This is a genomic window from Actinophytocola sp. (assembly GCF_036555685.1).
GTDB lineage: Bacteria > Actinomycetota > Actinomycetes > Mycobacteriales > Pseudonocardiaceae > Actinophytocola.
On record NZ_DATBKY010000285.1, the window covers coordinates 13,426 to 27,860 of the forward strand.

Below are 14,435 nucleotides of genomic sequence, written 5' to 3' on the forward strand. Positions count from 1 at the left end.
GGAGCTGTCGAGGAACCGCTTCATCAACCTGGAGGCCTTCGTGTCCCACGCTAATGCGCTGCTGACCCCGCGAGCTCGTCTGCGGCTTGCTCGGCTCGTCGTTGAGGCCAGCTGGACGTACTCGGCGGGGCCGGGGGAATGGCCGACCGCTCGTCGCGGCCGCACCGCAGCCCGACGAAGACGCCGGAGCAGGTCAAGCGACAAATCGTGCGGTTGCGGTGGCGCAAGCGGCTCGGGCCGGTGCAGATCGCCGGCCGGCTCGGGATCCCGGCCTCGACCGTGCATGCCGTGCTGGCTCGCTGCCGGATCAACCGGCTCAGCCACATCGACCGGGTCGCCGGCGAACCGATCCGCCGCTACGAACACGACCACCCCGGCTCGCTGATCCATGTCGAGGTCACCAAGTTCGGCGATATCCCTGACGGTGCGGACACAGGTTTGTCGGCCGACTGCAGGGCAAATCGAACCGTGCTGCGACAGCGCGCCGCACCGGCCAGCGCGACCGCCACTACGGCGCCCGGCTGGGGACGGCCTACCTGCACACCGTGATCGACGACCACTCCCGCGTCGCCTACGCCGAGATCTGCACCGACGAGACAGCCGTCACCGCCATCGGAGTGCTCGAACGCGCCGTCGCCTGGTTCGCCGACCGCGGCGTGCCCGTCGAACGAGTCCTCTCCGACAACGGCAGCGCCTATCGGTCCTTCGCCTGGCGCGACAGCTGCGCCGCTCTCGGCATCAAACCCAAACACACCCGCCCCTACCGGCCACAGACCAACGGTAAAATCGAGCGCGTCCACCGCACCCTCGCCGAGGAATGGGCCTACGCCCGCTACTACCGCTCAGAGACACAGCGGCGACAAGCCCTGCCCACATGGCTTCACTTCTACAATCACCACCGAGCCCACAGCGCCATCGGAGGCCAACCGCCGATCAGCCGACTAACCAATCTCCCTGGACATCACATCTAGGCCACGTCGGCGGCCGCGCTCTGCCACGTGTTGCACTGGTAGGTGCGGTTCTTCTGCGCGCCCTGCTCCCACCACGCCGCCGTGTGCGCGTCCGTGCCGTGGTCGCGGGGCAGGCCGGTCGTGTGGTCGCCGCGGTCCTGCGTCGTGCGGGCCTCGTTGAGGATGTTGTCGTCCACCGAGCCGCGGCCGTACGTCGCCGCCAGGAACATGCCGGAGAAGCACTGGGCCTGCAGCTCGAGCCGGCGTGACAGCTCCAGCCCGGGCTCGGTGTCGGCGCCCGCGTCGTAGCGAGCCTGCGAGTACGCGTCCAGCACGCCGGCCATCGCCTGCACGTGGTGGCCGTACTCGTGCGCGAACAACGCCAGGTAGACCCCGGGGTGCGCGCCGTACAGGTCCGTCTGCAGACCCGCGAACGGCATGTAGAGCGTGTTGTCCTCGCCGCAGTAGAACGCCGCGATCGCGCCCTCGCCGCCGTTCACCGAGCCGCAGGGGCTCGACCAGTTCGTGCCCTGCGGGAACTCGATCGCCGGGGTCGAGAACGGCAGGCCCGCCCGCGCCAGCACCGGACCCCACGCGGCGTCCAGGCACGGCAGCGCGCTGCGGAAGAACGCCTCCGCGCCCGCCGGCGTGGTCTGCCACCGCGTGAGGTTGCACGTCACGGCCGGGGTGCCGGCGTCGCCCGCGAACAGCGGGTTGTCGGCCAGCTCGTACACCGGCCGCGGGCCCGCGGGTGTGGTCTCGGTCGGCGTGTCCCGAGTGGTCGTGACGGGGGCGTCGGTGGTCGTGGTGGCGGTCGGGAACGCCGTCGTGGTGGTGGTCGTCGTGTCGGTGGTGGTCTCCTCGCCGGTGTTCGCGGGGGCGTCGTAACCGGAGTCGGCGACGTGGTCGCCGCGGTCCTGCAGCGCCAGGAAACCGATCATGCCCGCGCTCACGACGAGCACGGCGATGACGATCGTCGCGACCAGCGGGCCGGTGTTGGACTTCGGCCGCGGCCGCAGCATGCCCGGGTGGCCGGGGTAGCCGACCGTCCACGGGGGAGCGGTGTGCGCGGGCGGCGGGTAGGGCGCGTACGGCGGGCGCGGCGGCCCCCAACCGGGCGGCGAACCGAGTGGACCAGGCGGGCCGGGCGGCGGACCCGGTGGCGGACCGGGCGGTGGGGCCCAGCCCGGCGGCGGGCCGGCGGGGCGCTGCACGGGATACGGCGCGGTCGGCCGGTAGCCCGGCGGCGGCAGGGGACGGGGCGGCGGCAGCGGACCGGTGGGCCGCCACGGGCCCGGCGGTGGCTGCGTCATCTCCCTGGTCCCCCACGCTCATCGACGCCCGGCGCCCGATCCGCCGGACAGGCGGTGAGCATATGGGCACTCGGCTATCCTCCGCAGGCGTGTTGGCGAAGTGGGGGGCCGCGGTCGCCGCGGTGGCGCTGTCCGGCGGCGCGCTGTTGGGCGCGGCCCAGCCGCCGTCGCTGCCCTCGCCGCCACCCGATGCGCCCACTGTGGACTTCCCGCTGCCGACCGGCGTCCCGTCGATCGAGCCCACGAAGCCGAGCACCCCGCCGCCCGGCCCGCGACCCGCGCCGCTGCTGCCGCAGAGCGTGAACCTCGCGCTGAAGGTCGAGCGCGACGGCAAGCTGTCGGTCAGCGAGCAGGTGTTCGTCCAGGCCCGCAGGACGATGACCCGGCACCAGCCGCTGCGCGTCGACGCCGGCGGCGGCACCTACCGCGAGTTCCGCGTCGAGCACGTCGGCGTCAAGGGCACGGGCAGCGCCGAGGTCACCGGCGACGAGCTCGTCATGAAGCTCGGCGAGGGGGCCAGTACGGTCACCTACACCGTCGACGGCGCGGTCCGGGACGCGGGCGGCCGCCAGGAGGTGTACTGGCAGATCGCCGGCGGCTGGGACGTCGACGTCCGGCTGCTGCGCGCGTCGTTCGTCGCGCCGGACCTGCCCGTCAAGATCGTCTGCCTGGCCGGTTCGCGCGGCTCCTTCCTGCCGTGCTCCTCGGCGCTCGTCGATCACGGCCAGGTGCTGCGCGTCGTGCAGGAGAACCTGCCGGCCGGGGAGCCCGTCGACCTGTCGGTGCTGCTCCCGGACGGCACGGTCGGCGCGGCGGGCGCTGCCGAGTTCGGCTCCCTGTCGCCGAGCGCGTTCGCGCTCACCCCGGTCAGCGGCATCGGTCTCGGCGTGCTCGCGGTCGTGCTCGTCGGCGGGTTCGTGCTGCTGTGGCTCGCCCGCGGCCGCGACGCCAAGGCGCTCGCCGCCGACGTCGGGCCGGTCGAGCTGCTGAGCTCCGACGGCGGCCGGGTCACGTTCGCGTCGCCCGACGGCGTGCTGCCCGGCGAGATCGGCACGGTCGTCGACGAGCGCGTGGACGCCGCCGACGTGACCGCGACCGTCGTGGACCTCGCCGTCCGCAACTACCTGTCGGTCCGCCGCGCCGGCGACGACTGGCTGCTGCTGCGCCGGAACCCGCCGGACGGCTCGCTGTCCGCGTACGAGCGGGCCGTGTGGCAGGCGCTGCTCGGCGACGCCGCCGAGGTGTCGCTCGCCGCGCTTCGCGGGCGGCGGCTCGACCTGTCGGCGGTCCGCGAGGAGCTGTACGCGGGGGTCGTCCGGCGCGACTGGTTCGCCCGGCGGCCCGACCACGAGCGCACCCGGTGGCTGCTCGCCGGCGTCGTGCTCGCGGCCCTCGGCGCCGGCGCGACCGTGGTGCTGGCGCTGACGATCGGGCACGCGCTCCTCGGCGTCGCCGTCGTGATCGGCGGGCTCGGCCTCGCGCTCTGTGCCCGGTTCATGCCGGCCCGGACCAGGCGCGGCAGCGTGCTCGTGCGGCAGGTCCGCGGCCTCTCCGGCTTCCTGCGCGGCGGTGCGGCGTCGGCCGTGCCGGCCGCGGACCGCGAGATGGTGCTGTCCCGGTCGCTGCCGTACGCGGTGGTGCTCGGCGAGACCGGGCAGTGGCTCGCCCGCTTCGCCGACCTGGACACCGCGGCCGACGGCACCCCGGGCCTGTACTGGTACGACGGCGAGAACCTGACCCGCGACTTCCCGACGTTCCTGCGCGAGCTCGACGCGCTCCTCACGGCTTGCGGTCAGCTTCGCTGATTCGTCGGCGGTCGTCGGTGGTGTTGGGTACTTTCTGCGCGACAGCCGAACGGATCGATCTTTGGGGGAGGCCCTGTGTCGAGCGCTGAGCAATGGCTACGGCAGCTGGAGGAGCAGACCGGCGAGGCGCTGGCGGAGGCAGCCGACCTCCGCACGGTCGTGACCACGACGCAGGGCCGGGCGCGTAGTGCCGACGGTCTGGTGTCGGCGGTCGTCGCGCCGGGCGGGGCGCTCGTGTCGCTCGAGCTCGACGAGCGGGTCATGGACCGGACCGCGCACGCGCTGCAGCACGCGATCGTGGACACGATCCGCCGCGCGGGTGCGGACGCCGCGGCGCAGCTCGAGCAGGCCGTCCGGCCGGTCATCGGCGACCGCTACGACGAGGCGCTCAAGGCCGCGGGCGCGCAGATGCCCGAGCTGCCGGAGCTCGACGAGCACCGGCCGCTCGCGGACGAGGCCGACGACGACCTGAGCCAGGAGAACGTGTTCGGAGGCAGGGACAACTGATGGGGGACTTCCAGGTCGTCCCGGGAGCGCTGCGCGCGAAGGCGGGCTACGACGAGGACCGCGCAGGCGTGCTCGACGGGCTCAAGGGGCAGATCCAGCAGGCGCGCACGACCGAGGACTGCTTCGGCCTGATCGGCATGAACGCGGGCTTTTTCACCGGGTACGACGACATGGTCGACGACGTGGACGCCAACGTCGGCAAGGCCGCCGAGTACCTGCGCAGCTGCGCCGACCGGCTCACCGCGAGCGCCGACCAGTACGCGGCGATCGACAGCGGCTGGGCCGGCAACTTCGAGAGCGTCGTCGACATGCTGCCGAACACGATGTTCACGGACGTCGGCGTGCTCCAGGCGGCGACGCCCGAGGTCGACGCGGCGTCCGATGTCGACGGTCTGGCCGACGCGGTCGGCGACTTCCGCAACGCGTCCTCGCTGCCCGCGATCTTCGTGGCCGGCGTGCAGGTCAAGCGGACCGCCGACGACCTGCTGCAGCACCCGATGCAGGGCTTCTGGGACAACGGGCTCGGGTTCCTCGTCGAGTGGTGCATGTTCCCGTTCCGGCCGTTGTTCGAGCAGGTCACCGGTGACCCCGACCAGATGCGCGCGACCGGCGAGGGCTGGGCGCGGATGGCGCAGTTCGTCGAGCAGCTCGCCGGCGCGGACGCCGACGAGCAGCAGAGTCTCGGGCAGTACTGGCAGGGGCAGGCGGCGGAGCGGCAGAACGCGCAGAAGACGGAGTTCCAGGACGGGCTGCGCTCGCTCGCGGACTGCTGCCGGCAGCTGCAGGGGCACCTCAACCAGGTCGCGGACTTCTTCGAGGGCCTGTGGGACATCCTGGTCGACATCGTCCGCGAGTTCGTCGAGGGCCTGATCATCACGTGGCTGGCCGCCCTCGCGACGTCGGCGATCTCGTTCGGGTCGTCGGTGGCCGCGGCGTGGGCCACCTCGGCGGCGCGGATCAGCGTCACGCTGTCGCGGATCCTCACGCAGATCAGCAAGGCGTTGCAGTGGCTGGTGAAGGCGCTGCGGGTGCTGAAGGAGATCCAGAAGGCGATCAAGGAGCTGATCAAGGCGCAGAGCCTGATGGTCCGGCTCGGCCTGCGGGCGGCCGGCGCGAACAAGGCGCTGCGCTACCTCGACCCGATGGCCGTGCTCGTGCGGGGCGCCACCGGCCTCACCGGCACTCCGGGCACGACCGCGATCGACGATGGCACGGAGCTCGCCACCGACACCGTGTTGCAGGAGGCCGGCGAGGAGGCCGCGGGCGAGAACCGGCGCAACGAGCACAACCAGGAGGCCATGGAGCGCGGGTTCGCGTGATGAACCCCTTCGCGGAAGCCGAGTCCGCACTGGTCGTCTCCCTGGCCGCCGCCTGGCTACGCGGGGAGGCGCTCCAGGTGCTGGCGTCGGCGGGCGCCCTCGATCGCGAGCGCTACAAGGTCCGCGGCCTCGACGAGGACGGCCACCCCACGCGCGCGGCCGAGCGTGGTGCGAACGCCGTGCTCGACGCCTGGGTGGACGCGGCCGGCGCCGGTGCGTACGTGGCCGTCCGAGGCGACAGCCCGACCTGCGCGGCGGTCGGCCTGTACGGCGCGGTCCGCTACGACCACGCCTGGTTCGTGGTGACCTCGGCCCGGGTCGCGGTGCTGCGCCTGCGCGACCGGGCGGCCGGCCAGGAGGGTGCGACGCAGGAGCTCCTGTCGGAGGCGAAGGGTTCGGTCGGCGGGGCGCTCCGCGGCCTGGGCAAGTTCGTGAAGGCGTCGGCCACCGAGCTGGCGAGGAGCATGCGCCGCCCGCCCCTGCACGAACGCCCCGCGGACGCGGAACTGCTCTGCGAGTTCGAGGCTCCACGCCAGGCGCTCGCCGCCGTGGAGAGGTGGAAGCAGCCGCTGATCCCGCAGCTGAGCGGCGGCCCGCGCCACGTGCAGGTCCACTTCACGGACGGCTCCTGGGCCCGCCTGCAGACGAACGAGGCAGGCCAGGCAGCGCTGACCGGCACCGCCGACTGACCGCCGCGGCCGACCGCCGGCCCGGAAACCCCGGCCCGCCGGCGCCGCCCGGCCGCGAGGTTGTCCACAACCGCCGAACCTGTCCACAAGTGGATCTTGAACCCCCGAATTGTCGGCGACCCCCGATAGACTGGATGACGGGGTGCCCCCGGAGAGGGTGGGGCCGCCATCCACGGGGCGACGCGCACCACGGCCGCCCAACACGCGGATTGGCAAGGCAAGCAGCACCCCAGGGCACGTCCCCGGACACGGCCCGGCGAGCCGTTCGCCGACGGCGATGATCGACTCGGCGGGCTGGCGGCCGGATGTCCGCCCCGCCACGTAGGCTGCGGACATGCCAGCAACCGAGCTGAACAGGTTCACGTTGCCCAACGGGTTGCGTGTGGTCCTCGCCCCGGACGCGACCGCTCCGGTCGTCGGCGTGAGCGTGCACTACGACGTCGGGTTCCGCTCCGAGCCGGAGGGCCGCACCGGCTTCGCGCACCTGTTCGAGCACCTGATGTTCCAGGGCAGCGAGAGCCTCGAGAAGCTCGCCCACTTCCGGCACGTGCAGTCCTCCGGCGGCACCTTCAACGGGTCGACCCACCCCGACTACACCGACTACTTCATGGTGCTGCCCTCCGGCGGCCTCGAGCGCGCGCTGTTCCTCGAGGCCGACCGCATGCGCGCGCCCAAGATCACCGAGGAGAACCTCCGCAACCAGGTCGACGTGGTCAAGGAGGAGATCCGCCTCAACGTCCTCAACCGGCCCTACGGCGGGTTCCCCTGGATCCTCCTGCCGCCGGTGCTCTACAAGACCTTTCCCAACGCCCACAACGGCTACGGCGACTTCACCGAGCTCGAGCAGGCCGACCTAGACGACTGCGCGCAGTTCTTCGACACCTACTACGCGCCGGCCAACGCCGTGCTCACGGTCGCGGGCGACATCGACATCGAGCGCACCAAGACGCTGGTCGACAAGCACTTCGGCGACGTCCCCGCCCGCCCCGCGCCGGACCGGCCGTCCTTCGCCGAGCCGCCGCCCGCGGGCGAGTTGCGCGGCGAGCACACCGACCCGCACGCCCCGCTGCCCGCGCTCGCGCTCGGCTACCGGATGCCCGACCCGATCAACGACCTCGACGGCTACCTCGCCAACCTCGTCCTCGCCGCGGTCCTCTCCGAGGGCGACGGCTCGCGCCTGCAGCAGCGCCTGGTTCACCGCGAGCCGCTGGTCACCGACGTCAACGCCGCCTGCGGGCTGTTCGGCCCGTTCGAGGCGCGCGACCCCGACACGTTCATCGTGACCGCGGTCCACTCGCCCGAGGTCGGCCAGGACCGCGTGGTCACCGCCGTCGACGAGGAGCTCGAGAAGCTCGCCTCGACACCGCCGAGCGACCAGGAGCTCGCCAAGGTCAAGGCCCGCTGGGTCGCCGGCCTGCACCGCGAGAACGACCGGCTCATCGCCCGCACCCTCGCGTACGGCTCGCTCGAGCTGCTCTACGCCGATCCCGGCCTCGTGCACACCCTGCCCGACAAGATCTCCGCGGTCACCCCGGACGCGGTCGCCGCCGCGGCCAAGGCCCTGCGGCCCGACGCGCGCGCCGTGCTCACCGTGACCCCGGCTGGAGGAGACCAGTGACGACGTACCGCACCGCCGCCGAGATCGCCCACACCGAGCTCGGCCCGCGGCCGCTGCCGGAGCTCGCCGAGCAGCGCGCGGCCACCGGTCTGTCCTCCGTGGACACCGTGCTGGACAACGGGCTGCGCGTCGTCGCCGTGCACGCGCCGACCGTGCCGATGGTCGAGCTGCGGCTGCGCATCCCGTTCGCCGGCACCGACCCGATGCACGCCGCCCGCGCCGAGGTGCTCAGCTCCACGCTGCTCACCGGCACGAAGAAGCGTGACCGCGTCGCCATCGACACCGACCTGGCGCTGGTCGGCGGCGAGCTCGACGCCGGCGTCGACCCCGAGCGGCTGTCGATCAGCGGCAACGCGCTCGCGAGCGGCTTCGACACGCTGCTCGACGTGCTCGCCGACGTGCTGACCGGCGCGGTGTACGCCGACGACGAGGTCGGCCGCGAGCGGGCGCGGCTCGTCGAGCGGATCGCGGTCGCCCGGTCGCAGCCGAGCGTGATCGCCCGCGAGGCACTGCAGAAGCACCGCTACGGCGACCACCCGTACACCCGCGAGATGCCCGAGGCGGCCGACGTCGCGCAGGTGACCGTCGAGCAGGTGCGCCAGCTGCACGCCGACGGTGTCCTGCCGCGCGGGTCGGTGCTGGTGCTGGTCGGCGACATCGAGCCGGCCGACGCGGTCGCGCGGCTGGGCGCGGCGCTGGGCGTGTGGTCCGACGAGCGCGAGGCCGTGGTGCTGCCCGACCTGCCCGAGCTCACCGGCGGCGACGTGCTGTTCGTGCCGCGCACCGGGGCCGTGCAGTCGCAGCTGCGGCTCACCGCGCAGGCCGTCTCGCGCACGGACGCGAAGTATCCGGCGCTGCAGCTCGCGAACCTGGCGTTCGGCGGGTATTTCTCCTCGCGGCTGGTGGAGAACATCCGCGAGGACAAGGGATACACCTACCACGCACGGTCCTCTGTGGAGTTCACGCCGAGCGGCGCCACGCTGCTGGTCGAGTCCGACACGGCGAGCGAGGTCACCGCGCCCGCGCTGCTGGAGACGCGCTACGAGCTGGCGCGGCTCGGCGTGGTGCCGCCCTCGGCGTCCGAAGTGGACTCCGTGCGGCAGTACGCGATCGGGTCGCTGCTGATCGCCACGGCGTCGCAGACCGGGCTCGCCTCGCAGCTGGCGGCGCTGGCCTCGCTCGGGCTGGGCGTGGACTGGCTCGTGGAGCACCCGGCCCGGCTGGCGGACGTCACCGCGGACGCGATCGCCGAGGCCGCGCTGGAGTTCTTCTCGCCGACCCGGTACACGGGTGTCGTGGTCGGCGACGCGGCGCAGCTGCCGTTGCTGCGGTCGCTGGGCGGCGTCACGTCCGCATGAGCGAGCCGTTCCAGCTTCCCGCGCTGCCCACACTCTCGCGGTCCACTGTGGACCGCTACGAGATGGTGCGCACCGACCCGGCCCGGTTGGCCAAGCTGTGGGCCACCGGCCGGGTCATCCTGCTGGACGGGAAGGGCCGGACCCCGGTCGGCAACGGCGCGCGGTCGCTCGCGACGCGGCCGGCGGTCCAGCTCGCGGCGGAGATACCGCCGGACGCGTTGTTGCTGGGTGAGCACGACGGCGTCGGGTACTGGGCACTGCAGCGGGCGGAGCGGCTGCGCGAGGGCGTGGCGTCGCCGGACAGCGCGTGGGGTCTGTGGACCGGCGCGGCGTCCGAGGACGGCGAGGAGTGGCACGACCTGCGCACGGTGGGCGCGCTGCTCGACGACACGTCGGCGGGCCTGTACACGACGGCCGTCGGCCTGACGAACTGGCATTCCCGGGCCGGCTTCTGCGCGAAGTGCGGCTCGCCGGCGGAGCGCGCCAACGCCGGCTGGGCAACACACTGCACGGGCTGCGGCCGCGAGGAGTACCCGCGCACGGACCCGGCCGTGATCTGCCTGGTCCACGACGACATCGGCGTGAACGGTGCCAACGTGCTGCTGGCCCGCCAGCCGATCTGGCCGCCGGAGCGCTTCTCGGTGCTGGCGGGCTTCGTGGAGTCGGGCGAGTCGCTGGAGGCCTGCGTGGCGCGGGAGATCGGCGAGGAGGTAGGCATCGAGGTGTCGGGCATCCGGTACCTCGGAAGCCAGCCGTGGCCCTTCCCACGCTCGATCATGGTCGGCTTCGCCGCGGTGGCCTCCGAAGGCGCCCCGATACACCCGGCAGACGGCGAGATCGAGGAAGCCCGCTGGGTCTCCCGTCCGGACCTCCGCAGGGCGATCGACGCGGGCGGTGAGATAGCAGGCCTGAAACTCCCAGGCCCGACTTCGATAGCCCGAATGATGCTGACAGGCTGGGCCACCGCCGACTGAGCCGGGACGGCCTCCTGCCCCCGGAATCCATGCTACGGCCGACCACCGACAATTCCCGGTTCCCCGTCCACAGGCCGGATTTCACGGGCCCCTGTGGACAGAGACCCGGAGTCGTCAGTGGTGATCCGTACTCTGGTTATCGGGGGCCGGAGGCCACCCGCCGCCACGCCGTGTCGTCGCGCTACCGTCTGGAGCCGGAACCCGACGTCCGGTCGGGTGACGGGGGTGAGCGGCGTGGTGGGTGTTGCGCGGGCGATCGGGCTCCTGCTCGGTGTCGCCGCGGACGGAGCTCTCGGCGATCCGCGGCGGGGGCATCCGGTGGCCGGCTTCGGCGAGGTCGCGGAGCGTGTCGAGCGCGTTCTCTACCGGGACAGCAAGCTTCCCGGCGTCGTGCACGCCGCGGTGCTCGGCGGCGGGGCGGTCGGGCTCGGTGTGCTCGTCGAGCGGGCCGGCCGCGGGCGGCCGGTGGTGCAGACCCTCGGCACGGCGGTCGCCACCTGGATTGTCCTCGGTGGACGGTCGCTCGCCGTGCACGGTGCCGCCATCGGACGGGAGCTGGACGCCGGCGAACTGGACGCCGCGCGCGGGCGGCTCCCGCACCTCTGCGGCCGCGATCCGCAGAAGCTCGACGCCGACGGCCTCGCCCGCGCCGCGGTCGAGTCGGTCGCGGAGAACACCTCGGACGCGGTCGTCGCGCCGCTCGTGTGGGGCGCGGTCGCGGGCGTGCCGGGGCTGCTCGGCTACCGCGCGATCAACACCCTCGACGCGATGGTCGGCTACCGCTCGCCGCGCTACCGCCGCTTCGGCTGGGCCTCCGCCCGGGCGGACGACCTGGTCAACCTCCTGCCGGCCCGGCTGGCCGCCCTGCTGACGGTCGCCGGCGCGCCGGTGGTCGGCGGTTCCTGGCGCGGCGCCTGGCAGACGTGGCACCGCGACGCCGCCGCCCACCCGAGCCCCAACGCCGGCCGCGTGGAGGCGGCGTTCGCGGGCGCACTGGAGATCCGCCTCGGCGGCCGCACGGTGTACGCCCACGGCACCGAGGAACGCCCCGTCCTGGGCGACGGCCGCATGCCGGACTCCGGCCACGTGACCCGCGCGGTCGAACTGTCCCGAGTGGTAGGTGGCCTCACGGCGGCGGTCACCGCATTGATCGCCCTCTTCCGCTCCCGCCGCTAGAGCCCTCGACGCGGAACCCGATCGGCCGGGTTCGGCGAAACGCGTCGCGCCGGCGATCCCGCTGGGCGCCGGTCGGACGGTCAGCGGACCTGGTCCGCCTCCGCGCGGGGACGGGCGTCCGCCGGAGAGCCGGGCGACACGTGCGCGGCTTCCTCGCGTTCGCGGGCCTCTTCCTCCGCGATCTGCTGTGCCACCGACTGGCGCTTGGGACGGTCCGCCACGGGCTGGCGCGGCGTGGCCAGGACGCCACCCGGCCGGATCTCGCGCCAGGTGAAGTACAGCCACGCCAGCAGGGCCATCACGCCGAAGGTGATCCACTGGAACGCGTACGACAGGAACGGCCCCGCGTCCAGCTCCGGCAGCGGCAGCACCCCCAGCACGCCCGGGCTCCGGCCCAGCAGCTGCACGTATCCCGGCCGGATGTCCAACCCCGTCACCGACGCGACCGCTCGCGAGTCCACCGCGTAGACCTGCGGCGGGGGACCCGGCAGCGCGGACCGCGACCGGGGATCGTGTTCGTCCACCCGCAGCCGGGCGGTCAGCGTCTGCGTGCCCGAGGGCGGCGCCGGGTAGGACGGCAGCCGCAGCTCCTCGTGGCCCTGCACCGGGCGGACGTAGCCGCGGTCGACCAGGACCACCCCACCGGAACTCAGGCGGAACGGGGTCAGCACCTCGAACGCCGCCTCGCCCTCGACCGCGCGCAGCCGGGCGGCCACCTCGGCGGAAGGCAGGTACGTGCCGGTCAGCTCGACCGTTCGCCACTCGTTGCCCGACGGCGACAGGTCGCCGAGCGGCACGGGCGCCGCGGTGAACGAACGGGCGATCGCGTCGTTGGTCGCCTTGCGTTCCGCGTGCCGGCTGAACTGCCACGGTGCGAGCACGGCGAAACACGCGACGGCGAACATCAGCACCGCCAGCGTCAAGGCCAGCCACCCGGGCCGGAGCAGGAACCGCAACCGCACCCCTCAACGGTAGGCCAGGCTCACCCGCGCAGTGCCGACCGGGCGGCCGCCGCGGCCTGACCGGCGTACCCGCCCCCGAACAGCACCGTGTGCACGAGCAGCGGGAACAGCTGATGCAGCCCGACCCGCGACCGCCAGCCGTCCGCCAGCGGCGCCGCCTCGTCGTACGCCGCGACGATCCGATCCAGCTGCGCGCACCCGAAGAGCGCCAGCATCGCCAGGTCGGTCTCCCGGTGCCCGCCGTGCGCGGCCGGGTCGATCAGCCACGCCCGCCCGTCCGCGGCCCAACGCACGTTGCCGCTCCACAGGTCGCCGTGCAGCCGGGCGGGCGGCTCGGCCGGGCCGGCAAGCGACGGCAGCTGCGCGCACACCGACTCCACCGCCCGCGCGTCGGCGCCGCCGAGCAGGCCCTGGTCGACGGCCGTCCGCAGGTACGGCTCCACCCGGTACGACGCGTACCACGACGGCCACGACGCGCCGGGCGTGTTGGACATGGGCGCGAGGCCGATCCACGCGTCGGCCGGGCCGTCCGGTGGCGGCGAGCCGAACGCCGGGGCACCCGCCGCGTGCAGGGCGGCCAGCTCCCGCCCGAACAACTCCGCGGCGGCCACCGAGGGCGCGCCAGGCGCCACCAACGACATGACGAGCCACTCGTCGTCATAGCCCAGGACGTCGGGCACCGGCATGGCGGGCGCGAGCCACCGCAGGCCGGCCACCTCCGCCCGCACGGCCGTCGCGTGGTCGTGCCGCTTGGCGACCACGACCCGCCCGTCGGCGAGCTCGACCCGCCGCGCCGTGCCACCGAGCGGCGTGGTCGCCACGGCCGGGGAGCCGGTCAGCGCCTCGAGGTTCACAGCCGCGCCCGGACCCAGTCGACCAGCCCTGGGGTCGCGGCCTCGATCATGGCGAGCACCACGGTGAAGCCGTCCCGGTCGCCGTAGTAAGGATCGGGTACGTCGAGATCGCCGCCGGTGGCGGCGGGATCGAACGAGCGGAACATGCGCACCCGGTCCGCGCCGACGAGGTCGACCAGCGCCTCGTGGTGGCCGGAGTCCATCGCCACCAGCAGGTCCGCGTCGAGGTGGGAGGGACCGACCTGCGCGGCGACGTGCTCGGTCGGGTAGCCGGCGCCGGAGAGCGTCCGCGCGGCCCGCTTGTCCGCCGGCTCCCCGACGTGCCAGCCGCCGATGCCGGCACTGGACACCGTCACCGTGTCGTCGAGCCCGGCGCGCCGCAGGTGTTCGCGGAACACGACGGCGGCCATGGGGGAGCGGCAGATGTTGCCGGAGCAGACGAAGCAGACGTGCACTCCGGCGAGTCTAGGGGTGCATCCGGGCGCCCTTGACGATCTTGTCGACCGCGTTGCGGGGCCCGTGCACGGCGATGCCGACGAGGTCGAGCGAGTCGCGCGGCACGGCCCGGACCGCGGCCCGGTTGTCCTCGTCGTTGCCCGTCGTGAACAGGTCCGCCGTGAAGATCGACATAGGCAGGCCGCGGGTTAGCGCGCGGGCGTGCGCGGCCGTCAGCACGGACGCCGGCGCCTCGAACACGACCACCGGCTGGCGGAACATCGCCAGGTACTTCGTGCCGTCGGCGTCCTCGTACGGCTCGCCGATCAGCTCCGGCACGGCCGACGCGACGCCGCTCACCAGGAACGCGCACACGTTCAGCCGCTGCCAGCCCGCCAGGTCGTCGCGGATCACCACCGCGATCTTGGTCTCGAATCGCACGAGGTCAGCGTCGCCCCGCGGCGGGCCGGCGTCT

13 protein-coding genes and 1 pseudogene are annotated in these 14,435 nt (G+C 73.5%); 9 read left to right on the forward strand and 5 right to left on the reverse strand.

The window, feature by feature from the left end; genetic code table 11:
- The first annotated feature begins 40 nt into the window (after positions 1–40).
- Positions 41–971, forward strand: a pseudogene (locus tag VH969_RS28685) (IS481 family transposase).
- Here the strand turns inward: VH969_RS28685 and VH969_RS28690 are convergent.
- Entirely contained in the window at positions 968–2,263 is a 1,296-nt protein-coding gene (locus VH969_RS28690) for a neutral zinc metallopeptidase (protein WP_331979853.1), read from the reverse strand. The pseudogene VH969_RS28685 and the gene VH969_RS28690 sit on opposite strands and share 4 nt — an antisense overlap.
- Positions 2,264–2,352: 89 nt before the next feature.
- On the opposite strand from VH969_RS28690, the gene VH969_RS28695 reads away from it, so the two are divergent.
- The 8 genes from VH969_RS28695 (at position 2,353) to VH969_RS28730 (ending at position 11,709) form a co-directional block, all read left to right on the forward strand.
- Entirely contained in the window at positions 2,353–4,068 is a 1,716-nt protein-coding gene (locus VH969_RS28695) for a DUF2207 domain-containing protein (RefSeq protein WP_331979855.1), read from the forward strand.
- A gap of 75 nt (positions 4,069–4,143) precedes the next feature.
- Entirely contained in the window at positions 4,144–4,575 is a 432-nt protein-coding gene (locus tag VH969_RS28700; protein WP_331979857.1) for a YbaB/EbfC family nucleoid-associated protein, read from the forward strand.
- Positions 4,575–5,894, forward strand: a complete 1,320-nt coding sequence (locus VH969_RS28705) for a WXG100 family type VII secretion target (protein WP_331979859.1) — start codon at positions 4,575–4,577, stop codon at positions 5,892–5,894. The genes VH969_RS28700 and VH969_RS28705 overlap by 1 nt, the downstream gene beginning before the upstream one ends.
- Complete coding sequence (locus tag VH969_RS28710; protein WP_331979861.1) at positions 5,891–6,583, forward strand: hypothetical protein; 693 nt, start codon at positions 5,891–5,893, stop codon at positions 6,581–6,583. The genes VH969_RS28705 and VH969_RS28710 overlap by 4 nt, the downstream gene beginning before the upstream one ends.
- Positions 6,584–6,917: 334 nt before the next feature.
- The gene (locus VH969_RS28715; protein ID WP_331979863.1) at positions 6,918–8,201 is read left to right on the forward strand and encodes a M16 family metallopeptidase; all 1,284 of its coding nucleotides are present in this window, start codon (positions 6,918–6,920) and stop codon (positions 8,199–8,201) included.
- Positions 8,198–9,559, forward strand: coding sequence for a M16 family metallopeptidase (locus tag VH969_RS28720; RefSeq protein ID WP_331979865.1), 1,362 nt, complete (start codon positions 8,198–8,200; stop codon positions 9,557–9,559). The genes VH969_RS28715 and VH969_RS28720 overlap by 4 nt, the downstream gene beginning before the upstream one ends.
- A complete protein-coding gene (nudC, locus tag VH969_RS28725; RefSeq protein WP_331979867.1) occupies positions 9,556–10,533 on the forward strand; it encodes an NAD(+) diphosphatase in 978 nt (325 codons plus the stop codon). Before VH969_RS28720 ends, nudC begins: the two co-directional genes overlap by 4 nt.
- 237 nt (positions 10,534–10,770) lie before the next feature.
- Positions 10,771–11,709: a cobalamin biosynthesis protein gene (locus VH969_RS28730; RefSeq protein WP_331979931.1), complete on the forward strand. Its 939-nt coding sequence runs from the start codon at positions 10,771–10,773 to the stop codon at positions 11,707–11,709.
- Positions 11,710–11,789: 80 nt separating this feature from the next.
- Here the strand turns inward: VH969_RS28730 and VH969_RS28735 are convergent, their stop codons facing one another.
- From VH969_RS28735 to VH969_RS28750, 4 genes are read right to left on the reverse strand one after another with little or no spacing between them, the layout of a single operon-like run.
- Positions 11,790–12,671: an SURF1 family cytochrome oxidase biogenesis protein gene (locus tag VH969_RS28735; RefSeq protein ID WP_331979869.1), complete on the reverse strand. Its 882-nt coding sequence runs from the start codon at positions 12,669–12,671 to the stop codon at positions 11,790–11,792.
- Positions 12,672–12,691: 20 nt separating this feature from the next.
- Positions 12,692–13,525: a fructosamine kinase family protein gene (locus tag VH969_RS28740; RefSeq protein ID WP_331979871.1), complete on the reverse strand. Its 834-nt coding sequence runs from the start codon at positions 13,523–13,525 to the stop codon at positions 12,692–12,694.
- The gene (locus VH969_RS28745) at positions 13,522–13,980 is read right to left on the reverse strand and encodes a low molecular weight protein-tyrosine-phosphatase (protein WP_331979873.1); all 459 of its coding nucleotides are present in this window, start codon (positions 13,978–13,980) and stop codon (positions 13,522–13,524) included. The genes VH969_RS28740 and VH969_RS28745 overlap by 4 nt, the downstream gene beginning before the upstream one ends.
- A gap of 10 nt (positions 13,981–13,990) precedes the next feature.
- Positions 13,991–14,401: a PTH2-like family protein gene (locus tag VH969_RS28750; RefSeq protein ID WP_331979875.1), complete on the reverse strand. Its 411-nt coding sequence runs from the start codon at positions 14,399–14,401 to the stop codon at positions 13,991–13,993.
- Between the last annotated feature and the right edge of the window lie 34 nt (positions 14,402–14,435).